Consider the following 21818-nt stretch of genomic DNA (forward strand, 5'->3'; position numbering starts at 1 on the left):
CAACCCCAGAGACGCTCAGGAATCGTTCGGCGAATCGATCGGCGTGTACTGTTCTGCGATCGGCTGTCCCCGTCGTCGTTTCCCGATCCATCGCTGTACGTCTCGAGCGAACAGGTCCAGCCCGGTCGCGCGAGCGAACCGCCTCGAGGTCGGGGAGCGACAGAGTGCGATCAGCGTCCACATCGCGCCGGCCGCGAACGAGCCGGCCGCAGAGAAGGTCATGCCGAGCGTGAGGAAGGTGGCGGTGTAGACGAAGCCAATCGCCATCGAGGGGAGGCTCGTTCCCAGCGGCACTCGTGCACTCCCGTCGCGAAGCGTCGGCGCCAGAAAGACGACCGAAAGCCCGCTTCCGAACATGAATACGAAGTCTTGCCACATCATCGAAATAGATTACTCGCTCACGAGTAAATAACTTCTACGGTCGAGAAAAGGCCGATTATCGGCGACAGTCGGCCTGTATGGACTATTCAGGTATTATTCACAGGAATCGGTTGTGGCAGACGGCGAGCAGCCGCCGTCACGAAACGAACGCATTCGTCGTGTGGGCATTCGGGACCGACCGCGACGAAAGGTCGCGTTACTCCGCCTCGAGGATCTCTTCGTCGACGAGTTCGTCGCGCGCTTGGGCCATCGTGGTCACGACGACGTCACAGTGGGGTTCGACGGCCGGCTTCGGATCGAATCCGATCGCCAGTCCGGCAACTTGCAACATCGGCAGGTCGTTCGCACCGTCGCCGACCGCGACGGTTTCGTCGAGATCGGTTTCGACGTCGTCGGCGAGCGCCTCGAGGGCGTCGTCTTTGGTTCCCTCGATGAGCGACCCCTCGACGTCGCCAGTGAGTTCGCCGTTCTCGATCGGCAGCCGGTTCGAGACGATGTGATCGACGGAAACGCCCTCGTCCTCGAGGGCGGCCGCGACGCCGCGTTCGAACCCGCCGGTGAGGATCGCCGTCGTCACGCCGGCATCGTTCAGGTCCGTAATGAGGTCGGCTGCGCCCGCTCGCAGTTCGACCTCGTCGAATGCGGCCCGTGCGTCCTCGGCAGCCAGCCCCTCGAGCAACGCCGCTCGTTCACGAAGGCTTTCGGCGTAGCCGATCTCGTCGTTCATCGCCCGTTCGGTGATCGCGGCCATATCGTCGGCGACGCCACAGCGCTTGCCGAGCAACACGGTCATCTCGGAGTCAGAGAGCGTTCCGTCGAAGTCGAAAGCGACGACTGTCATCGGTCGCCGATTGTCGGGCCCCGGATAAACCAGTTCAGGTTTCGGTTCGCTGCGGTCCGACGACCATAGTACTCAAAATGATATGTGGCCGCCAGCTTTTTCCCTGCTGAACTTCGTTACAAGTTCGTGATCGGGATCGATGAGCCGAAAGGCTAACCACGGCGTCGACCTCGAGTCACCACTTGTCACACTCGAAGACGGCAAGTTCTTCCGGCGTCTCGTCGCCAACACCTCCGAAGGGCTGCTCACGATCGACGAGGGGAGTACGATCGTCTTCGCCAACCCCGCGATCGAGGAGATTCTGGGCTACACCCCGGAAGAACTCATCGGGAGCTCGAAGATGACGCTGATCCCCGAACGCCTGCAGGACGCCCACGCCGCCGGCCTCGAGGCGTACCTTCGAACGGGCGAAAAACACATCGACTGGGACGGCATCGAACTCCCCGCGTTGCACAAGGACGGCCACGAAGTGCCGGTCCTGATCAGTCTCCGGGAACACGAACACGACGGGGAGCGACGATTGTTTACCGGCCTCTTCCGGGATATCTCCGAACAGAAGCTCCGCGAACGACGCTTCGAAGCCGTCTTCAACAACACCTACCAGTTCACCGGCCTGCTCGAGCCCGACGGAACGCTGATCGAGGCCAACGAGACCGCCCTGTCTTTCGGCGGTCTCGATCGATCCGACGTCGTCGGCAAACCCCTCTGGGAGGCGTTCTGGTTTCAGTCGAACGACCGGGCCCGCGAGATCGTCCTCGAGGGCGTCGAAGTCGCTCGCGACGGCGAGTTTTTCCGCGAGGAGGTCCGCGTCCAGGGTGCAGACCAGACCGCGATCATCGACTTCTCCATCCGGCCGGTGACAGACCACCGCGGCGACATCCGGTGGCTCCTGCCCGAAGGGCGAAACGTAACCGATCTGAAGATGCGCGAACAACACCTTCGGGTCCTCCATCGGCTGCTCCGGCACAACCTTCGGAACGATCTCAACGTCATCAACGGCTTCGCCGAAACCCTCGAGACCCAACTCGAGGACGACAAATCTCGGCAACACGCTGCTACGATCAGGCGGACATCCCAGGAGTTGATCGAGATGAACGAAACCGCGAAGCAACTGGCCGACGTAGCGCTCGATCGTGACTGGCGCCAAGAGTCGATGGAACTGTGGCCGGTGCTAACCGATGCCGTCGACGAACTCGGCCGGACGTATCCCGAGAGCACGATCGTCGTTCCCGATCCGACCGATGTGGCCGTCATGGCTGACGACCGCCTGGAAACCGTCGTTCACGAGGTCGTCGAAAACGGGATCGAACACACCACCGATCCCGAGCCAGCCGTGGAGATCGACATCGTCACCAGCGCCGACGCCGTCGACATCATCGTCGTCGACGATGGGCCGGGAATCCCCAAGTCCGAACAGACTGGGGTCTTCGACGAACGGCCAGTGACCCAGACCGATCACGGGAGCGGGCTCGGGCTCTGGCTCGTCGAGTTGATCCTCGACGACTACGGCGGAACGTTGTCGTACGACACCCGTCCGGTCGAGGGGAGTCGGGTGACGATCTCGTTGCCTCGACGGACGACCACCGGATCGGAATCGACCTGACGGTCGATACCGGGAGTGTGGCATCGGCAGACCGGTGAAACCATGACTCGCCTGGGTTTCACCGGTCTCGTGACAGCAACTCCCGTTCACTCCTCCACCGGCGTTTTGACGATCGTCACCGGACGAGAGGCGAGTCGTGACACGCGTTCGGTGACGCTGCCCAGCAACTGCCGGTACTCTCCCGGCCGCTCTTTCGAACCCATGACCAGGAGGTCGACATCCATCTCGTCGGCGTAGACGAGTATCTCCTCGTGGGGCCGACCGTGCCGGACGGCCACCGTCGGTTCCAGCCCCGCCTCGCGGGCCGCTTCGGCCGCCGTCTCGAGCGCGTCCTCGCCGACCTGTTCGAGAGCCGCTTCTAGCCCCTCGAACTCGTGTACGTACTCGTCGCCGGTGTAGGAGGCGTACACGTCGCTGTCGACGACGTACAGCAGGTGGAGATCGGTATCGGTCCGTTCGGCGACCGCAATCGCGTGTTCGGTCGCCAGTTCGGTCCCCTTCTCGGCGTCCGTCGGCAGCAGAATGCGGTCGTACATCGGTGTCACGTACGTTGTTCCACTGGATAAGGGTTGGTGGCAGTTCTCGTCCGGACGGAAGAGGCGGAACGCTGACCGTCTCGTACGGGCCGCTGTCCGTCGTGTCCGACGACCGTGGAGTGCGGTCGCACCGGGAAACCGTCCAGCAGACCGCCTCACAGCGTCGGCTGGTACTACGCCTCCCGGTCGGACGGCGACTCGTCTGCGGGAGGATATTCGGAAGACGATGGGTCGTCGGACACCTGTTGCTCGTCGAACTGGTGGGTGGTTCCCGGCTCGTCGTCCAGGTAGCTGAGTTCCCGCTGGGGGAACGGGATCGTGATCCCGGCATCGTCGAACGCCTCGTAGACGCCCCGGTTGATCTGATCGATCGCCCGCTTTTCGACCAGCGGGTGATTGATATACGCTCGGAGTTGGAACACCAGCGCCGAGTCGCCGAACTCGAGGAACAACAGCTTCGGCGACGGTGACTCACGCACGATCGGGCTCTCCTCACAGACCTCGAGGACGAGCTTCTCGACCAGTTCGTGATCGGTGCCGTAGGCGGCCGTGATCGGGATCCGCAGTCGCATGTGTCGCTGGGGGGCGCTCTCGTTGACCACCTGGTTCGAGTTCAACATCGCGTTGGGCACTGTCACGAGCAGATTATCCTCGGTCAGCACCGTCGTACTCCGGATACCGACGTCGGTGACGGTCCCGCGCATGTCGCCGTCGACCCGGATCACGTCACCGAGTTTGTAGGTGTTGTCGAAGTAGAGCGCGACGCCGCCGATCAGGTTGCCGATCGCGTCCTGGGCAGCGAAGCCAATGACGATCCCGAGGACGCCGGCCGAGGCGAGAAACGGCGTCAACTCGAGGTTCCAGATCGAGAGTAACAACAGCGCAGCCCCGAGGACGACGGTGATCGTCCAGAGGTTCTGGAACATCGGGGCGAACTCGTAGGTCGTCTCGCCCTCCTGGAGGAACTCGATCCAGCGCCGGCCGATCCGGATCGATGCCCGGGCCCAGAGGACGACGAACACCGTCGCGATGAACCCCACGATGACGGGTGTCGACTCGAGGAGATCGAGCACGCGCAGGCTGAGATAAACCCCCAGTAACGCGATAGAGATCGCAAGCGGCGTGTGGATTTCGGCGAAGGCCGCCCGACCAAACGTCGTCTCGGCACGCTCCCCGTCGAGATAGCGACGGCTCAGTCCCTGAAGGAGCCGCGCTAACAGGATCGAGCCGACCAGAATAAGTGCCACCAAGAGCCAGACTCGATCGATGCCCGCTACCGTCCCTTCGGTTAGCGACTCCCCGAGCTGCGTCACCTCGGACGGTTCCACAGCGACCGGCGTCGCTCGAGAGGGCAGATCGATAGCGACGACGAGCAGCGACGCGGTGACTGACGGGCCCGGCATCAATTTGAGTAACGCATAGTTAACCGAACGCTAAATACTGTCTGGTCTCCGTCGTTCTCCTGACACAGCCCCGAACGGTCACCATACAGCAGCGGAAATGGGGGCGTTTTTATGAAGCGCGCTGCTACCGAGTAGCGTGACGGAAGTACTGCTTATCGTGGGACTGCTAGTCGCAGTGTTCGTCGGCTACAATATCGGTGGCGCGACGACCGGGCCAGCGTTCGGTCCGGCCGTCGGTGCCAACGTGATCACGAAGTTGATGGCGGCCGCGTTGATGGCGATTTTCTTCTTTCTTGGTGCGGTGACGATCGGGCCACAGGTCGTCGATACGCTCGGACAGGAACTCGTCCACGACACCGGAATCTTTACGATGCGCTCGAACGTCGCCGTCCTATTTTTCATCGGCGGGGCGCTGTTCGTCGGCAACTACGCCGGCGTTCCCGCCTCCACGTCGATGACCGCCGTCGGTGCGATCGCTGCACTCGGATTGGCGACCGGCGAGCTCAACCTCTCGGTACTCGGCGAAATCGTCGTCTGGTGGATCGTCGCTCCGATTATCGGCTTCTGGGTAGCCGGTGTCATCGGTCGGTATTTCTATCCACAGATCAACGCCTGGATCGCCATCGATAGCACCGACACCGACGGACCGCCGATGGTTTCGGTCGATCGGTCCGGAATCGCGCCGCGGCTCCAGTTCCGTGCCGACGGCGACCGTCGAGAGGCCGTCGGTGCACTCGTGGTTATCGGGATCGGCTGTCTGATGGGCTTTTCCTCGGGCACGAGCAACATCGCGAACGCGATCGCACCGATCTACGGGACCGGAGACGTCGACATGCTCCCGTTGATCCTGATCGGCTCGGCGGCCGTCGCCATCGGCTGTTTTACCATCGCCCGACGCACCCTCGACACGCTGGGCAACGATATCACGAACCTGCCGTTGACAGCCGCGATCGTCGTCGCCGTCATCAGCTCCGTGATCGTCATCGGGCTCTCCTGGATCGGCATCCCCGCGAGTTTCGTCGTCATCGCGACGATGAGCATTATCGGCCTGGGCTGGGGACGAGCAACGCGGACGACGACGCTCTCGGAGGCCGCCCGCGGCGAGGAAACCCCCGTCTCCGTCGGCGCACTGACCGCCGAAGAGGAGGGCGAGCGATCACCCAAAATCGGGGAAGAAGAGCCCGAAGACATCCCGAAGGCGTCGGATCTCTTTGATCCCTCGACGACCGCCCGCGTCATCCTCATGCAAAACATCGTCCCGATGCTGTCGACTGTCGGCGCGTTTCTGACGTTCCAATTCGTGCCGATCTTCGGCGTGTGACGTAGCCGGTCTCCCGGAACGATCGACCGGCACAAGATCTACCGGACAACAACCGGTCACGCGGTCACACCGAAAATGACGGACGACAACCGTGTCGGTCACGGCTGCCCGGAGAAACCGTACGACAGCCCGTCCCACGACCGTTCACCGGCTCGAGCAACGGCAAAAAATACGACCGGATTTCAAAATCGTCGTCGGCATCCACTTTTCGGCCCGCAAAGTCGACAATTAACACAAACGATTGCCGTTCACTGCCGATCACTGGCCGTTTTTAACTCAAAAACAATTTAGGATCGAACAGCAAGCTATACCAGTGCGGGACGAGAACTTCATCCTGATGCCCACGGTAGAATACCTCAACTACGAAGTAGTGGACGACAACGGCTGGGACATTTACGACGACGATGTCTTCGATCAGGCCGCCGACGAAGGCCTCGACGACGAAGACTACGGGACCCTCGAGGTCAACGAAGGCGAGTACATCCTCGAGGCCGCTGAGGCCCAGGGCTACGACTGGCCCTTCTCGTGCCGTGCTGGCGCGTGTGCAAACTGTGCTGCCATCGTCGTCGACGGCGAGATCGACATGGACATGCAGCAGATCCTCTCCGACGAAGAGGTCGAGGACAAGAACGTCCGGCTGACCTGCATCGGCTCGGCCGAGACTGACGAAGTCAAGATCGTCTACAACGCAAAGCACCTCGACTACCTGCAGAACCGCGTCATTTAAACGCGCGTTCCCTCTTTTATTTGGAGTTTCGAGTCGCGAGAGCCATCAGCATACATCGTCAACAGCAGTCACGAGCTGTCGATCCAGCCCGAACGGTGCCGAAAGTATAACGGTATCGCGCTTCCCAGACCCGGGACGTGACGGTTGCACTCGCGACGACGCCCGATCTCCTGCGACTCCTCGTCCTCCCGGTCTTCGCCTGGGTCGCCGTCCGGGATATCAAGACGAGACGAGTCTCGAGCGAGGTCTGGATCCCGCTGGCCGTCCTCGCCGGTGTATTACTCGTCTGGGACGGCTGGCTCGCCTGGGAAGCCGGCGGGACGGTCTGGACCCACGAGTTCGTCCTGCCGGCGGCGATCAGCGTCGGCTTCGTCGTCCCAATTGCCTACCTGTTCTGGTGGTTCGGCGGCTTCGGCGGTGCCGACGCGAAGGCGTTACTGGTGCTTGCAGTACTCTTCCCGACGATCCCACAGTATACCCTCGGCGAGGTGAGCCTGCCGCTTGCGACCCCGGCAATCGGCGCATTTTCGTTTACGATCCTGGTCAACGCCGTTCTCGTCGGCGTCCTCGTCCCGGTCGCGCTCGCGATCCGTAACGGGGCTGCCGGCCGGTTCGGGGCGGTGATGTTCGTCGGCTGGCCCATCGCCTGGGATCGGGTCCCGGAGGCTCACGGCCGACTCCTCGAGACGCCAGCGGGCATCTCCCGCGGCGGCCTCGACCTCGACGCGCTGCGGATGTACCTGCGCTGGCGCGGCCTCACGCTCGCGGCCGTTCGCGACGACCCCGCCACCTACCGCGACCCCGCGACCGTCCCCGCGGAACCGAATCCGCCGACCGACGGTGCGGTCACCGCCGACCCACGCTCCGACGGCGGGTCGCCCCTCGAGGCGACCCCCGGTCCCGACTCCCGTTCCGAGGGCGACGCTGACCGGGATTCACGACCCGACCCTGGCACGTTCGACGATCCCTGGGGTGCCGAGGCGTTTCTCGAGGATATCGATCACTCGGCCTACGGGACGACCGCCGAGGAACTACGGGACGGGCTCGACGTGCTTGCCGACGCCGAGACGGTCTGGATCTCGCCGGGGACGCCGTTTCTCGTCCCCATCTTCGTCGGGCTCGTGATCGCATTCACCTACGGTGATTTATTGTTGGGAACGCTCGTTTGACCCGTGGCAGGTGTCGACGGATGATTTATTGACCGCCGCGGTGTGGACCGGCTATGGCATACCGAACTACCATCGGCTGGTCGTTGGTCTCCTCGGGTATCGTCACGCTCATCCTCAAGGTGCTTCCGTTCGACTCGCTGTGGTGGGGACTGCTGTTGCTCGCGGTCGGCCTCGTCGTGTTATACGTCCGTTAATATCCTTTCCGCGCCGAGGTTCGGGGGTTTGCGCCAGTTCATCCCACACCAGTACCGGCAGACAGAGATTCCACTCGAGGGGGTGTCGATAGCGAAACGCCGACCGATCGGCGAAACAGTTACGCGTTTTCGTCGATTTCGAGTTCGAACTGCTCGTTCTCGGAGACGGCGTTGAGGACGACGCTGGTGTTCGAGGCCTTGATGTCGGGATCGGTCAACAGCGTCTTGATCTGGTCGTTCATTCCGTCGGTGTCTTTGAACTTACCGATGGCGATCACGTCGTAGTCGCCGGTGACCTCGTAGACGCTGATCATCTGACGGTGGTCACGCAGCGTATCCGTGATGTCGGGGAGGGCGTTGCCCTCTACTTGTAACTGGATAACGGCAGTGACATCGTAGCCGACGGCATCGTAATCGAGCCGCGGTGTGTAGCCGTCGATAACACCTTCCTCCTCGAGGTCCGAAAGGTGATTCGAGACGGTAGTGACGGAGACGTCGAGTTCTTCGGCGAGACTACGGAGGCTCGCGCGACCATCGCCCAGAAGTGCATTCACTAGTTTTGCATCGAGATTTTCGTACGTCATCACTCGAAACCAGAGAGCGGAGCCTTTAGAAATTTACGAATATGCAATTCCATCGAGACAGGAGAAGATTTGCGTAGAGCAGTAGTGTTTTAGTAGGGGAGATGCTTGGATAGCACGACTAGAAAAATGACAAGCGGAAACATCACCGCCGACGAGCAGGCGGTCGTCGACGAAATCGAAGAGAAGGATATCGACTTTCTGCGGCTCCAGTTTACGGATATTCTGGGTACCGTAAAGAACGTCTCAGTACCGGCACGACAGGCCGAGAAAGCGTTCAAAGACGGAATCTACTTCGACGGCTCCTCGATCGAAGGCTTCGTTCGCATTCAGGAGTCGGACATGCGTCTCGTGCCCGATCCGGACACGTTCGCCGTGCTTCCCTGGAAGGCCGACGACGACGGTGCCTCCGCGCGATTGATCTGTGATGTCTACGACACCTCGACGGGCGAACCCTTCGAGGGCGACCCGCGTCGCGTCCTTCAGAACGCCCTCGACCGCGCCGAGGAGATGGGCTATACGGTCAACGCCGCACCCGAACCCGAGTTCTTCCTCTTCGAAGAGGACGAAGACGGCCGCGCAACGACGAAGACCGGCGACCACGGCGGCTACTTCGACCTCGCGCCGAAAGACCTCGCCAGCGACGTGCGCCGGGACATCATCTACGGACTCGAGGACATGGGCTTCGAGATCGAAGCCAGCCACCACGAAGTCGCCGAGGGCCAACACGAGATCAACTTCGAGTACGACGACGCGCTGTCGACGGCCGACAACGTCGCGACCTTCCGCACCGTCGTCCGGGCCATCGCCGCCCAGCACGACCTGCATGCAACCTTCATGCCCAAGCCGATCCCGAAAATCAACGGCTCGGGGATGCACACGCACCTCTCGCTGTTTACCGAGGACGGCGAGAACGCCTTCCACGACGGCGACGACGAGTTCGACCTCTCCGAGACCGCACACTCGTTCCTTGCCGGTATCTTAGAGCACGCGCCAGCAATCACCGCCGTTGCGGACCCGACGGTCAACAGCTACAAGCGCCTGGTGCCGGGCTACGAGGCACCGGTTTACGTCGCCTGGTCGGACCGCAACCGCTCGGCACTGATCCGGAAGCCGGCCGCACGCATCCCAGCGGCCTCACGCATCGAAGCGCGCTTCCCCGATCCCTCGTGTAACCCGTATCTCGCACTCGCCGCCCTTATCCAGGCGGGTCTCGACGGCATCGAGAACGACCTCGAGTGTCCCGATCCGGTTCGAGAGAACATCTACGAGTTCGACGAGGAAAAACGCGAGGAGTACGGCATCGAGACGCTGCCGTCGAACCTCGGCGAAGCAGTCGACGCCTTAGAGGAAGACGAGGTCATCTACGACGCGCTCGGCGAACACGTCGCGCCGAAGTTCGTCGAAGCCAAGAGCCAGGAGTTCGAGGACTACCTCGTCGACGTCTCCGACTGGGAACTCGACCGCTACCTCGAGACGTTCTAACCGATCGAAGCGACAGCTGATTTTTTCGCAACCCCTCGAGCGAGTTACTCGATCGCGACCCGTGAGGACGCATCCTGCGTGGTAACTTCCGTCTCCGTTTCGACCCGGACGGTCAGGACCGGGACCGTCGAACACCGCACGACTCGTTCGGTCACGCTGCCGAGCAAGAGCCGGTCGATGCCGCCGCGACCGTGTGTCCCCATCACGATCAGGTCGCAGTTGGCCGCGTCGGCTTCGTCGACGATAGCGCGGCTCGGTGACCCCTCGAGCACTGTCGTCTCGATTGATACGTCCGGTGGAGCGAGATCCTCGACCCGTTCGACGGCCGTCTGACCGTCCGCGTGAAGCGCATCGGTGATTCCTTCCCAGGCAGTCTCCATCGGTAGCCCACCGTATCCCGCGGCGTTGACGACGTAGAGCCCCCGGACCGTCGCATCGTGGGTCTGGGCGAGTTCGAAGGCGTACTCGAGTGCGCCTTCGACCTCCGGCGAGCCGTCCGTCGGGACGAGGATGCGATCGTACATCGTGCTATGTCTTCCCGTACCTCGTGCGGGAAGATAAGCGTTATCATGAATAATGTGTGAGGATAGGGGCGGAGCGGATGGACAGATCGGTGCCTACGTAGCGAAGACGACATCGGTAATGTCGTCGGCGCTTGCTCGACGAACGACGGCTCGAACTGGATCGCGCGCGCCGGCCAAGTTGTGCGAATCGCCGTCTAGCACTAACAGGCGGGCGGCCCGACCGGGTTCGATTAGCCCGTACTCGAGGTCGGCGATTTCGGCGCCGTTGATCGTCGCCATCCGCAGAATATCGGTCGCCGAAAGATCCGAGAGTTTGGCCAGAAATTCCATCTCGCGGAACATCGACGGCGAGTTTAGCATGACGTTGTCCGTCCCGAGTGCGAGCGTCGTTCGCTCGGACAGTTCAGTGTAGGGCGAAAGACCGACATTCGTGACGAGATTCGATCGCGGACAGACGACGATCGGCACCTGACTGTCGGCGATTCGCTCTAAGTGGACCGGCTGTGGGTGGACGACGTGGACGAGAAAGTCCGGATCGAGGTCGAGCGCCGGGTTAATGTCGCTCTCGTCGACCTCACCGGCGTGAATGCCGAAGGGTTTGCCAGCCCTGCGGGTTGCCGTCCGCTCGCGATCGAACGTCGCGTCGTTCGCGCCGCTGGCGCCGAAGCCGTCGCCGGCCTCCATCGCGTCGATCGACCCCCGTGCAAACGCGAGTGCATCGATCTCGAGGTCCGAGGCCGCCGCCCGGAGCATCTCGACGCCGGGAACGTCGCCTTCACGAAAGTCGAGACACGCAGCGGTGCCGCTCGCTTGCATATACTGCAGCGAGCGTGTCATCGCCGAGACCAGTTCTTCGTGCGACGCATCGCGAAGAAGGCGGTGTTTGAGTCCGTCCGGTGGCGCAACGAGTTCCTCGAGCGAGAGGCCGCCGCCGGCTTCCTTGGCGATCGAGTCGCCGATGTGCGTGTGTGCGTTGACGAACGCCGGCAACACGATGTCGGTGCTGTGGACCGACGCTTCTTCGATAGCGTCGATGCGGCCGTCCTCGTCGATCACGATTCGTCCTTCTACGGGCTCGAATGCCCGCCCCCGTAGTATCGTTCCCGTCAGTTCCATACGAGGGTGTTCGTGGCCGCTCCCTTCAACCGTTCGGGCCCCTCGTAGACGGACGACCCGACTGCAGGCGACCCCCGGAGTATATGGTTCCCGTTCGCAATGTCTGGCCCATGGTATCGTATGACTGTCTCACCTACGCGGCCGACGACGGCGTGGCTCGCATCGCGTTAGATCGTCCAGACGCGCTCAACGCGTTGAACCCCCAGCTGCTTGACGAACTCGAGGCGGCGATCGACCGGGCCGGTGAGGCCGACGACGTTCGAATCGTCGTCCTCCGTGGCAACGGTCGCGCCTTCTCCGCGGGCTACGACATCGGCGACGCCGAAACCGAGCGATCGACCGACGACCGGATTCTCGAGCAGCGAACCCACCTCGAGGCGATCTTCTCGAGTCGGCTGCCGGTCATCGCGGCCGTCGACGGGCCGGCGCTTGCAGGCGGCTGTAACCTCGCGATCTGTTGTGACCTGACCTTCGCATCGGCCCGGTCGGAGTTTGGCTATCCCGACATGCACTTCGGCGAACCGCCGCCAAAGTTCGTCCTGCCGTTCGTGACGAACTCGCTGAAAGACGCACGCGAACTGCTCTATTCGGGCAAGACCATCGACGCTGAGACCGCCGCGGCGATGGGGCTCGTCAACCGGGTCGTCCCCGAGGGCGAACTGGACGCGACCGTCGAATCGGAAGTCGACGACATCAAAAAGACGCCGAGTACGGCCGTCGCCATCACGAAGGCGATGCTCAACGACGTCCAGGAAACGCAGGGGTTCAGCCGATACGGCCGCCTCGACGAGTTCGTCGGTACGCTCACCATGGAGTCGTCGCCGCCCGAGCGATTTCGAGAGATTCGAGACGAAGCGGGGCTCCAGGAAGCCCTCGAGTGGATGCACGAAACCGACAAACCCTGATCGAGGCGGGCAGAGACGCGGGCTCCACACAAAATGAGTGTAGCGGCTCTCAAGCCAGGATTGCACGAAAGGCAATACACTTCAACGACCCACACCCAGATCGGGTATGAGCGTCGTTTCGAAGTCTCCGGAGGAGACCCTCGCCTCGGTCGTCGTCGTCGACTACGGGCTAGGGAACTTGCGAAGCGTTACCCGTGGCTTAGAGCGTGCGGGTGCCGATGTCGAGATCACCGACGATCCCGAGGCCTTCGCCGCCGCAGACGGCGTCGTCCTCCCCGGCGTCGGCGCCTTCCGCGAAGGCGTCGAAAACGCCGATCCAATCCGCGAGGACCTCCTCGAGGTCGTCGAGCGCGGCCAACCGCTCTTTGGCATCTGTCTGGGTATGCAGATGCTGCTAACCTCGAGCGAGGAGGGCGAAACCGACGGCGACGCCGCCGTGAAAGGTCTGGACCTGGTGCCGGGAACGAACGTCCGCTTTTCGGACGGCCAGAAAGTCCCGCACATGGGCTGGAACGAACTCGAGGTCGCGCGCGAGCACCCACTCGTCGAGGGCATCGATGGCGAGTACGCCTACTTCGTTCACTCCTATTACGCGGTACCAGAGCGCGACGAGGCGGCTGTTGCCACGACCGACTACGAACGCGAGTTCCCCTCGATCGTCGCCAACGATGAGGGTACCGTCTTCGGGACCCAGTTCCACCCGGAAAAAAGCGGCGAGACGGGACTGCAAATTCTGCGAAACTTCGTCGAAATCTGTGCTGAAGAACGATAATTCGAGCACGGATAGCGATTCCCCACCAGAACACAGTTTTTGTGTTCTTCCCCCAGAGTAGCTAGCCATAATATATATTCTGAGTTGTATGTCATAGGATCTTAATACGTATACCTACCTAAAGTATATTCCAATCAACTCTTTTATCCCAGCCTCTCCCTTCTGCGCACATGTCACCGATTGGATCGGCGAAGACGATCGACGGGACGGGTGGTACCGATGACGCGACGGCCGGGCACGAGGACGACGTGCTGGCCACAGCACAGGGGGCCGTCGGCGTCGTCCACGAAACGTCGGCAGCGGTCGACGACGAACTCGAGGTGATCGATGATCTCGCGACCGGACAGGTCGAGGAGATGGTTGCCGTCGCGGAGGATGTCGCCGATCTCAGCGCGACGATCGAGGAAGTCGCCTCGAGCGCCACGGAGATGTCCGATCGAAGCGATCAGGCTGCATCGGCGGTCAGCGACGGGCAAACGGCGGCTTCGGAGGCCGCCTCGGCGATGGCTGACATCGCAGACATTGTCGAGACGATCGCCGACGATGTCGAGCAACTCGTCGACAGCGTCGAACGGATCGACGAGATCGTCGACATCATCTCGGGTATCGCCGACGAGACGAACCTGCTCGCACTGAACGCCTCGATTCAGGCTGCCCAGGCCGACGGTGACGGCGCCGGCTTCGGCGTCGTCGCCGGCGAGATCAAATCCCTGGCGAACCAGTCCCAGGAGCGAACCGCCGAGGTCGAAGGCGTCGTCGACGACATTACCGACGCGACCGACACGCTCTCGGCGCGCCTCGAGTCGGCGGTCGATGTCGCCGAGACGGGTGCCCGGCGAGCGGCCGACGCCGAGGCCGAACTCGGGACCGTCGCCGGGGCCGTCGGGGATGTCGCGACGGGGCTCGACGATGTCTCGGCGGCGACGACCGAGGGTGCCGAGGCGAGTGAGCGGGTAGCCCACCGCTGTGAGGAGACCGCCGACGCGGCCGACGATATCGAGGCCGCCATCGACGACATCGACGACGAACGATACAGGCAGACGGATATGCTGGCGGAGATCGATCGTGCACTCGAGGTCGCGACGGTGGCCCGCCGCACTCGCCTGGCGAACGGGCCGGCGATACCCACGGGAGTAGCCGCCGTCGACGACGCTGGCGGCGTCCCACAGGGCTGTCGCGGCGTGGTGCACGTCGCCGACGAGACGCCAGGCCGGGACGCCGATCGAACCATCGCGACCCTCGTCGGGACGGCTATCGAGAACGGGTACGCCGTCTCGCTGTCGCCGACCGAATCGCTCGATCGGGGGAACCTCGAGCGCGCACTGTCCAGAGTGGGCATCGATCTCGAGGACGCCATCGCGAACGACTACCTGTTCGTCATCGATCTCTTCGATAGCTGGGACGACGGGACCAACGTCTTCGGCGTCGACCACCGGTCGCTCGGTGAGGTCAACGAGAGTATCGACCGACGGCGGGAGCGACCGTTGCTCGTGATCGGCAACATCGCCGGCGAATGTCACGCCTTCGGCGAACAGGCGACGCGCGAGACGACCTACGACAACGACGATGGCGTCCTCGAGGCGACGGATACGGTGGTCAACGTCGTCGACGGAGCGTCGGTTCCGAACTCACTCGCCCAGTTCTACGTCGGCGCTGCGGATCAGGTGGTTCGCGTCGAGTCCGGCCCCGACGTGGACGTCTCTCGGTCGCCATAGCGAGACTGCAGCGGCTGCCATCGCGTGGTTGCAACGCCCCGCGGTCGATCCTCGAGAGCTGCCGCGAAAACCCACGCTTATTGTCGCGCCGACAGTTGGTGGAGCTATGTCCGGATTCGAACGACGGACGAGTCTCGGTGTCGGGATCGTCCTACTCGTCGTCTTCGCCTGGTCACTTTGGAACAGCCTCGAGGCCCTGACCGCGGCGCCGACGGCGCTCTCGAGCGTCGCCTTGCTGGTTGCTGGCGCGGCGATGCTGTTTGCCGGCTTGTCGTTCGTCACCGCCGGCCTCCGCGAACGCCTGACCGTCGCCGGTCGCACGCTCGAGTGGTGGCAGTTCCAGTACGCCGGCTTCGCCTTGCTTGGCGGATATATGGCGATTTCCGGGCTCGTGCAGGCGACATCGGTGACCGTCTACTCGCTGTTGACGGTCGTGGCGGGGGTCGGCTTCGTCGGGTTCGGGCTCTATCACCTTCGGCACGGACCGACGACGGAGACCGACCCGTCGACGGGCCAGATCGCGATAGTCGTCGGCGGGATGATGGCACTGGTCTTGCTGTTGGGGCTGTTGCTCGTCCTCTCGATATAGTACTCCGGCGCGTCGGCTAAATTCGAGTCGAAGTAGAGAAATGACCGAGTATCGTTATGTTCGTGATCTCGTCGGGAATACTGATGGGTTATAATCGATGGCCCGGATCGATGTTATACAGCTGTCGGCGCGTGGAACGGTAGATTAGGATACTGTTTCGGGTGAATAGACGAGGTCGATATCACCCCCATTACATCACTAAATTATTAATTCTACGAAACACAACCTCACAGTATGGCAAGAAACTACTTACGTGCATAAATTCACTCCTGGCTATGGGTGATTCCGTAAGCCACAACCGAACTCGAACGGGGCTTCGGCAGGCTGACGCGATACTCGATGGGGGACTATTGCCCGCTTCTGGGACACTGATCAGGGGGCCACCGGGAACGGGAAAAACGATTTTCGCTCTGCACTTTCTCGCGGACGGAGTACGATCGGGCGAGACGTGCCTGTATATCAACCTCGGCGAGCCCACTGCCTATCTCCGCGATACCGCAGACAGTTTTGGACTGGACATCGATTCCGTCAATTTTCTCAATCTCTCCCCATCCGAGGCGGAGTTCCACGACGACCAGACGTACGACCTTTTTCGGTCGGGTGAAGTAGAGAACTCGTCGCTGGTCGAGAACGTTCGTGACGAGGTCGATGCGATCGCCCCGGATCGGATCGTCATCGATCCGGTCACTGAACTTCGGTACCTGACCACCGACGACCACCAGTTTCGAACGCAGATCTTGGGGTTACTCGATTTTCTCAAGGCCGGGGGAGCGACCGTTCTATTGACTTCCCAGACCGCTGAGACGATTGCTGACGACGACCTCCAGTTTCTGGCCGATGCTGTCATCACCCTCGACCTTGAGGGGGACCGACGGACATTACGGATTTCGAAGTTCCGCGGATCTGACACACAGCGTGGCCCTCACACGGTCACGATCACTGGCGACGGGATGTGCGTTTGGCCCAAACTCGTCCCCAACGATCACAGTCAGGAATTCACCTCGGAGACGCTCTCATCGGGCGTGCCGGAACTCGACTCGCTGCTCCGTGGTGGCCTCACGACCGGGACAGTCACGTTTCTGAGCGGGCCGACCGGCGTCGGGAAGACAACTACCGGTCTCCAGTTCATGAAAGAAGCCGCCGGCCGTGGCCAGCGATCCGTCCTCTACAGCTTCGAGGAAAGCCGTTCGACCATGCTCGAGCGGGCGGAAGCCGTCAATATCCCAGTCGAAGCGATGCTCGAACGGGGCACACTTCGTATCGAGGAGATCGGCCCGGACGAGCTCACGGTCGACGAATTCACCCACAGGATCCGCCAGGAGGTCGAAGGGGAAGGATCGGAGATCATCATGATCGACGGTGTCAGCGGGTACGAACGAGCACTTCGCGGAAACGGAGACGACGCCACACAGCACCTGATCAAGATCGGTCGGTACCTTCGGAACATGGGTGTGACCGGCCTGGTCACAAACGAGGTTCATCGCATCACCGGCGAGTTTCGAGCGACGGAACAGCAGATGAGCCACCTCGCAGACAACATCGTCGTTCTCCGTCACGTCGAGTACAAGGGGGAACTCCGCAAAGTGATCGGCGTCCTCAAGATGCGAACGAGTGACTTCGAGAACTGGCTCCGGGAGTTACAGATCACCGAACACGGGCTGACAGTCGGCGAGCCGATGTCCGATCTCCGTGGCATCCTGACGGGGACACCCAACTGGGAGGATGACGGGTAACTGTTCGGAGTCCGTGGAACGCAGCGAAAAATCGGTGGAAACCACCCGCGTCCTGCCGGCACTTGCAAACGCCGGCAACCAACGGGTCCTCCGCAAGTGGATGCGCGGTCAGGACGAATACGAGGTCGTTTCCGGAGGAGGGGACGCCCTCGCTACCGCCGAGTACGACCTGTGCGTTCTCGACGAGTGTACGTTTCGTCAGAATGTCAGTACAGTTCGTAACCGTCGAGAGGCCGAAAGCGGTATTCTGCCGGTATTGCTGGTCAGCTCCGCCTCGGAGTTCGAATCGATCGATTCCTGGACCCGCCATACGGTGGATCGGGACCTCTGGGACCTCGTCGACGAGATCCTGACGCCACCGATCGAACGCGTCGAACTGCGGAGACGACTCGAGAACCTCCGTCGACTCAGAGCGCAGTCGATCACGGTCGCACAGACGACCGAGCAACTCCTGCTTTTGAACCGGATCACCCGACACGACATCCAAAACGAGATGAACGTCATTACGGGGTGGGCGGGAGAACTCGAGGCCCACGTCGACGACTCCGGCCAGGAGATCTGCACGAGGATCCTCGATAGTAGTCGCAACGTCGTCGACCTGACCCGGGCCGTCCGGGAGTTCGTCGACATGCTCGAGATGGACGACGACCCGAAGCTGGACACGGTCGACCTCGAGGCCGCGCTCAGAGACGAGATCAGCAAACGGCGCTCGCTGTTCGAGGGTGCGGAATTCGTCGTCGACGGCGAGATCCCGTCCTTGCACGTCCGGGGGAACGAACTGCTTTCGTCGGTGTTCCGGAACCTGTTGAACAACGCGGTCCAGCACAACGATTCGGAAACGCCGCGTGTCACAGTTACAGTCTCGGAACGGGAACGGAGCATCGTCGTTACGATCGGCGACAACGGGCCGGGTATTCCGCCGGATCGTCGAGACGCGGTACTCGGTCGCACCGAAGCGGGAATCGATCATCCGAGTGCCGGGGTCGGGCTGTACCTCGTCGATACCCTCGTCGATGGTTACGGTGGCGGCGTTCGAATGACTGAGTCCGACGAGGGCGGAACCGCCGTCGTCGTTACGCTCCCGGTGATTCGAGGTGGGAGACGGTGACCTCGGACGGGACGGGAACCGCCGACGACTTCGAGTCCGGATTGTCCTCACCCGCCGATTCCGCGACGATCTATCCACTCGTTACCGGGGACGGCAACCGGCGCGTCCTCCGGGAGTGGCTGTCGACACACGACATTTACCGGGTGGTCGACGCCGAGGTCGACCTCGAAGCGGCCGAGTTCGATCTCTGTATCGTCGATCAGGGTGGACTGAAACGACACGCGGACAAACTGAGACGGATCAAAGCCGAGACGAAACCGGTCCTCTTTCCGGTCCTGCTGTTGTTGCCAGAACGCCAGTCGGAGATTATCGAGACCGACCGGGGAGAGATCGCCGATAACGTGTTCGGGACGACGATCGACGAGATCGTCTCGCTCCCAATTCGGCAGGCCGAACTCGAATGGCGGATCCAGGCACTGCTTCGCCTTCGGGATCAGTCGCTTGCGTTACAAGACCGAACCGACCAACTCCACCAGTTCAAGAAGGCCGTCGAGGCGTCGGGCCACGCCGTCTATATCACCGACCCGGAGGGGACGATCGAGTACGTCAACCCAGCCTTCGAGGAACTCACGGGCTACGATCGAGAGGAGGCGGTCGGTCGAACTCCGAACATCCTGCACTCAGGGGAAATGCCACCCAGCTACTTCGAAGAGCTGTGGGAGACCGTGCTCTCGGGGGCAGTTTGGGAAGAGGAGGTGATCGACCGCCGAAAGGACGGCGAACTCTATACCGCCTATCAGACAATCTCGCCGATCACGGACGGTGATGATGTCACGGCGCTCGTCGCGGTCCAGGTTGACATCACCGAACTCAAAGACGTACACCGACAGCTTCGCGTGGTCGATCGGATCCTACGGCACAACCTCCGTAACGACCTGACGGTGATCCGTGGCCAAGCCGAACGGGTCCGCACTGACGTTTCGGGCGAACTGGCCGACGCCGCTGACGAGATGATCGGCCTCGTCGACGACTTGCTAACGACGAGTGAGAAGTCCCGGGCGATCACCGATGTCTTGAGCGAACAACCAGACAGCCAGCGAATCGATATTGCCGACGTGGTTCGCCGGATCGCCAGCGCGGCCGACGCCGACTCGAGTGCCCGTATCGACGTCGACGTCCCCGACCAGGCGATCGCCTCGGCAACGACGAACGTCCACGAGGCGATCGAAGAACTGGTCAAAAATGCGATTAATCACAACGGAACCGAGTCACCGTCCGTCTCCCTCTCGGTCACGGTGAACGACCAGAACGTCGTGGTAACGGTCGCCGACAACGGGCCCGGTATCCCGGAAATGGACCGTGCCGTCTTAGCGGCGGGTGACGCGATCGACGACCTCTATCACGGGAGTGGACTCGGATTGTGGTTGGTCTATTGGATCGTTAACCGGTCCGGGGGATCGATCGCCGTTGGGGATATCGAACCACGCGGAACCAGGGTCACGGTTTCCCTTCCACGGGATGAGGTAACCACCCCAGCAACTCGGTAACTACACCACTCGAGTCTCGGTCGGCAGGTTAGAGAAACTCTCGGACCTCGGAGTACCACATGTCGTGGTAGTCGACGTGGCCGACGCGACGTGCGATCGCGACGGCCAGGACGTGCCAGCAACACTCGGTGGGATCGTCCGGGTCGAGGTTGTACTCGCTGTCCTTGCAGGTACAGCCGCCGTCTTCGACGATGTACTCGTCGTCGTAGCCGACGACGATCGTGAAGTCCTTGTAGGTCTTGACGCGGTTCTCGCCGACGGCTTCGATGGCGCGAACCCCGCGGTCGCCGTGGAGTCGCGAGATCTGTTCGACGATTGCTGGCGTCAACTCTCCGGCCTCCTCGAGATCGGCCTGCCAGCGCTCGACGGGATTCGCGTCCGACACGCCCGGACCTCTGTACCGAACTGTAAAATCGGTTTGGTTGTCGTGACGGCGCTCGAGTGTCCGTACCGACGCCGCGAGACCACACCGCTTTTCGCTCCCTACCGACGAGAGAGCACATGCGCGTCACCGAGGGCGGAGTCGACCTCGAGGTCCCCGGCGAACAGACCGAGGGGATCGAGGAGTCGGTCTTTTACAACCCGCGACAGGAGCTGAATCGGGATCTGACGATCGCGACGCTGCGGGCCTACCGCGAGCGCGAGGAGCGAGCGGAAACCTACCTCGACGCGATGACCGCAAGCGGGATTCGCGGGCTCCGGGCGGCCGCCGACGGCTGGGACGTCACCTGCTGTGATCTCGAGGAAGACGCCGTCTCGCTCGCGCGGGAGAACGTAGCGCGCAACGACCTAGACGCCGAGGTCGTCCACCGAAACGCGAACGCGCTCATGCACGAGGCGGTCTTCGACGTGATCGACCTCGATCCCTACGGGACGCCGATGCCGTTCGCCGACGCGGCCGTCGCGAACTGCCGGGACCTGCTCTGTGTCACCGCGACCGATACCGCGCCGCTGTGTGGCGCCCACTTCAACAGCGGCGTCCGCTCGTACTCCGCGGTCCCACAGAACACCGACTACCATCCCGAGATGGGCGTTCGTATCCTCATCTCGGCGTTGGCTCGCAGCGGCGCCCGCTTCGACGTCGGCGTCGAACCCATTTTCACGCACGCGACCAGCCACTACGTCCGGACCTACCTCGAGCTCGAGCACAAACCGACCAGCGCCGACGCCGCAATCGACGAACTCGGCCACATCTATCACTGCGAAGACTGCCAGTACCGGGACACCGATCCGGGCCTGATCGCGGACCCGCTCGAGACGTGCCCTCACTGCGACGGCACCCGACTGCTGACTGCCGGCCCGGTCTGGCTCGGGGCCGTCCATGACCCCGAATTCGTCGCTGCCGTCCGCGACGAGATACCCTATCAGTTCGAGACGGCACCGACCGCGCGCGAACTCTGTGACACCCTCGCGGCCGAACTCGACGTTCCGACCCACTACGACCAGCACAAACTCTGTCGTAACTGGGGGCTGCCCGCCAACGCGATGGACGAGTTTTTGACCGACCTGCGAGCGGCCGGCTACGAGGCCTCCCGCGCCCACTACGGCGGGACGACGTTCAAGACGACCGCCGACGTCGGGGAGATTCGCGAGGCGACGGCTGCGACCCTCGAGTAGGTACCAACCGT

At 62.3% G+C, this 21818-nt stretch carries 22 protein-coding genes; 14 read left to right on the forward strand and 8 right to left on the reverse strand.

Annotated elements, in window-relative coordinates; genetic code table 11:
- Nucleotides 1–15 precede the first annotated feature (15 nt).
- On the reverse strand, nt 16–381 hold the full coding sequence (locus D8Y22_RS09315; protein WP_141464425.1) for a hypothetical protein: 366 nt from the start codon (nt 379–381) through the stop codon (nt 16–18).
- A gap of 196 nt (nt 382–577) precedes the next feature.
- Nucleotides 578–1222 (reverse strand): phosphoserine phosphatase SerB, encoded by a 645-nt coding sequence (gene serB / locus D8Y22_RS09320; RefSeq protein WP_141464426.1) that lies wholly within the window; start codon nt 1220–1222, stop codon nt 578–580.
- Between the two features lie 139 nt (nt 1223–1361).
- Between serB and D8Y22_RS09325 the strand changes: the two genes are divergently transcribed.
- Entirely contained in the window at nt 1362–2825 is a 1464-nt protein-coding gene (locus D8Y22_RS09325; protein WP_141464427.1) for a PAS domain S-box protein, read from the forward strand.
- A gap of 86 nt (nt 2826–2911) precedes the next feature.
- Here the strand turns inward: D8Y22_RS09325 and D8Y22_RS09330 are convergent, their stop codons facing one another.
- Nucleotides 2912–3361 carry a universal stress protein gene (locus D8Y22_RS09330; protein WP_141464428.1) on the reverse strand — a complete coding sequence of 150 codons (450 nt, stop codon included), beginning with the start codon at nt 3359–3361 and terminating at the stop codon, nt 2912–2914.
- 173 nt (nt 3362–3534) lie between these two features.
- Nucleotides 3535–4764, reverse strand: a complete 1230-nt coding sequence (locus tag D8Y22_RS09335) for a mechanosensitive ion channel family protein (RefSeq protein ID WP_141464429.1) — start codon at nt 4762–4764, stop codon at nt 3535–3537.
- 136 nt (nt 4765–4900) lie between these two features.
- Here D8Y22_RS09335 and D8Y22_RS09340 point away from each other — a divergent pair, with 136 nt between their 5' ends.
- The 4 genes from D8Y22_RS09340 to D8Y22_RS22335 all read left to right on the forward strand — a co-directional run bounded on the left by D8Y22_RS09340 (nt 4901) and on the right by D8Y22_RS22335 (nt 8175).
- Nucleotides 4901–6085 carry an inorganic phosphate transporter gene (locus D8Y22_RS09340; protein ID WP_141464430.1) on the forward strand — a complete coding sequence of 395 codons (1185 nt, stop codon included), beginning with the start codon at nt 4901–4903 and terminating at the stop codon, nt 6083–6085.
- A 337-nt stretch (nt 6086–6422) separates the two neighbouring features.
- Nucleotides 6423–6812, forward strand: coding sequence for a ferredoxin Fer (gene fer / locus D8Y22_RS09345; RefSeq protein ID WP_141464431.1), 390 nt, complete (start codon nt 6423–6425; stop codon nt 6810–6812).
- A 137-nt stretch (nt 6813–6949) separates the two neighbouring features.
- Nucleotides 6950–7981: an A24 family peptidase gene (locus D8Y22_RS09350; protein ID WP_141464432.1), complete on the forward strand. Its 1032-nt coding sequence runs from the start codon at nt 6950–6952 to the stop codon at nt 7979–7981.
- Nucleotides 7982–8034: 53 nt separating this feature from the next.
- Complete coding sequence (locus D8Y22_RS22335) at nt 8035–8175, forward strand: hypothetical protein (RefSeq protein ID WP_174811810.1); 141 nt, start codon at nt 8035–8037, stop codon at nt 8173–8175.
- A gap of 119 nt (nt 8176–8294) precedes the next feature.
- Here the strand turns inward: D8Y22_RS22335 and lrp are convergent, their stop codons facing one another.
- Nucleotides 8295–8759 (reverse strand): HTH-type transcriptional regulator Lrp, encoded by a 465-nt coding sequence (gene lrp, locus D8Y22_RS09355; protein WP_141464433.1) that lies wholly within the window; start codon nt 8757–8759, stop codon nt 8295–8297.
- 126 nt (nt 8760–8885) lie between these two features.
- Between lrp and glnA the strand changes: the two genes are divergently transcribed.
- Entirely contained in the window at nt 8886–10241 is a 1356-nt protein-coding gene (glnA, locus tag D8Y22_RS09360) for a type I glutamate--ammonia ligase (protein WP_141464434.1), read from the forward strand.
- Nucleotides 10242–10285: 44 nt separating this feature from the next.
- Here the strand turns inward: glnA and D8Y22_RS09365 are convergent, their stop codons facing one another.
- Together D8Y22_RS09365 and D8Y22_RS09370 are read right to left on the reverse strand one after the other, a co-directional pair.
- A complete protein-coding gene (locus D8Y22_RS09365) occupies nt 10286–10765 on the reverse strand; it encodes a universal stress protein (protein ID WP_141464435.1) in 480 nt (159 codons plus the stop codon).
- 93 nt (nt 10766–10858) lie between these two features.
- Nucleotides 10859–11881, reverse strand: coding sequence for an amidohydrolase family protein (locus D8Y22_RS09370; RefSeq protein ID WP_141464436.1), 1023 nt, complete (start codon nt 11879–11881; stop codon nt 10859–10861).
- A 110-nt stretch (nt 11882–11991) separates the two neighbouring features.
- On the opposite strand from D8Y22_RS09370, the gene D8Y22_RS09375 reads away from it, so the two are divergent.
- The 7 genes from D8Y22_RS09375 (at nt 11992) to D8Y22_RS09405 (ending at nt 20190) form a co-directional block, all read left to right on the forward strand.
- Nucleotides 11992–12786 carry an enoyl-CoA hydratase/isomerase family protein gene (locus D8Y22_RS09375; RefSeq protein WP_141464437.1) on the forward strand — a complete coding sequence of 265 codons (795 nt, stop codon included), beginning with the start codon at nt 11992–11994 and terminating at the stop codon, nt 12784–12786.
- A gap of 106 nt (nt 12787–12892) precedes the next feature.
- Entirely contained in the window at nt 12893–13558 is a 666-nt protein-coding gene (gene hisH, locus D8Y22_RS09380; protein ID WP_141464438.1) for an imidazole glycerol phosphate synthase subunit HisH, read from the forward strand.
- Between the two features lie 170 nt (nt 13559–13728).
- On the forward strand, nt 13729–15273 hold the full coding sequence (locus tag D8Y22_RS09385) for a methyl-accepting chemotaxis protein (protein ID WP_141464439.1): 1545 nt from the start codon (nt 13729–13731) through the stop codon (nt 15271–15273).
- A gap of 106 nt (nt 15274–15379) precedes the next feature.
- The gene (locus D8Y22_RS09390) at nt 15380–15862 is read left to right on the forward strand and encodes a hypothetical protein (RefSeq protein ID WP_141464440.1); all 483 of its coding nucleotides are present in this window, start codon (nt 15380–15382) and stop codon (nt 15860–15862) included.
- A 275-nt stretch (nt 15863–16137) separates the two neighbouring features.
- Nucleotides 16138–17595, forward strand: a complete 1458-nt coding sequence (locus D8Y22_RS09395; RefSeq protein ID WP_141464441.1) for an ATPase domain-containing protein — start codon at nt 16138–16140, stop codon at nt 17593–17595.
- Between the two features lie 34 nt (nt 17596–17629).
- Nucleotides 17630–18703, forward strand: a complete 1074-nt coding sequence (locus D8Y22_RS09400) for a sensor histidine kinase (protein ID WP_174811811.1) — start codon at nt 17630–17632, stop codon at nt 18701–18703.
- On the forward strand, nt 18700–20190 hold the full coding sequence (locus D8Y22_RS09405; protein WP_141464443.1) for a PAS domain S-box protein: 1491 nt from the start codon (nt 18700–18702) through the stop codon (nt 20188–20190). Before D8Y22_RS09400 ends, D8Y22_RS09405 begins: the two co-directional genes overlap by 4 nt.
- A 28-nt stretch (nt 20191–20218) precedes the next feature.
- Here the strand turns inward: D8Y22_RS09405 and D8Y22_RS09410 are convergent, their stop codons facing one another.
- On the reverse strand, nt 20219–20575 hold the full coding sequence (locus D8Y22_RS09410; RefSeq protein ID WP_141464444.1) for a hypothetical protein: 357 nt from the start codon (nt 20573–20575) through the stop codon (nt 20219–20221).
- Nucleotides 20576–20691: 116 nt separating this feature from the next.
- Between D8Y22_RS09410 and D8Y22_RS09415 the strand changes: the two genes are divergently transcribed.
- Complete coding sequence (locus D8Y22_RS09415) at nt 20692–21807, forward strand: tRNA (guanine(26)-N(2))-dimethyltransferase (protein WP_141464445.1); 1116 nt, start codon at nt 20692–20694, stop codon at nt 21805–21807.
- The last annotated feature ends 11 nt before the right edge of the window (nt 21808–21818 follow it).

The organism is Salinadaptatus halalkaliphilus, assembly GCF_006543045.1.
In the GTDB taxonomy this organism is placed as follows: domain Archaea; phylum Halobacteriota; class Halobacteria; order Halobacteriales; family Natrialbaceae; genus Salinadaptatus; species Salinadaptatus halalkaliphilus.